Annotated in this window: 1 protein-coding gene; it reads left to right on the top strand. The window is 45.6% G+C overall.

Translation table 11 applies throughout. The annotated features are described in order from the left end of the window. The first annotated feature begins 43 nt into the window (after positions 1-43). Positions 44-253: a chromo domain-containing protein gene (locus D7Y13_RS49265; protein WP_369333609.1), complete on the top strand. Its 210-nt coding sequence runs from the start codon at positions 44-46 to the stop codon at positions 251-253. Positions 254-441: the final 188 nt, after the last annotated feature.

Genomic DNA, 441 nt, shown 5'->3' on the forward strand with positions numbered 1-441 from the left:
GAAAGAACGTTGGACCCGAACGAATTCGAGGTGGAGAAGGGTTTTGGATACCCGATCAGGCAAGAAGACCCGTTTTGGCCGGACCCACCGTGAATATTTGGTTCGTTGGAAGGGTTATGACGATCCCGAGTGGATAGATGAGTGTGATCTGAACTGTGGAGCGTTATTGAGAGAATTCGAGCGTGATCGGGTGAGAAGGAATCGATTTGAAGTGATGCAAACCCACGAAGAGGGTAACCAGGGATCTCAATAGCCTGGGTTGACACATTGTGACTGATCAGCAAATATGATGATCGGGCAAGTGGAGATCAGGGCGGTTGGACTGGTTTGGAAGAAACGGATGTATATACATATATATTACTCAAGAATTATACCTGTACACATGAGAGTGATCGACATACAAGATGGAAGCGATAATGAGACATGAACAAGATATACGAA

Source organism: Corallococcus praedator (assembly GCF_003612125.1).
Lineage (GTDB): Bacteria > Myxococcota > Myxococcia > Myxococcales > Myxococcaceae > Corallococcus > Corallococcus praedator.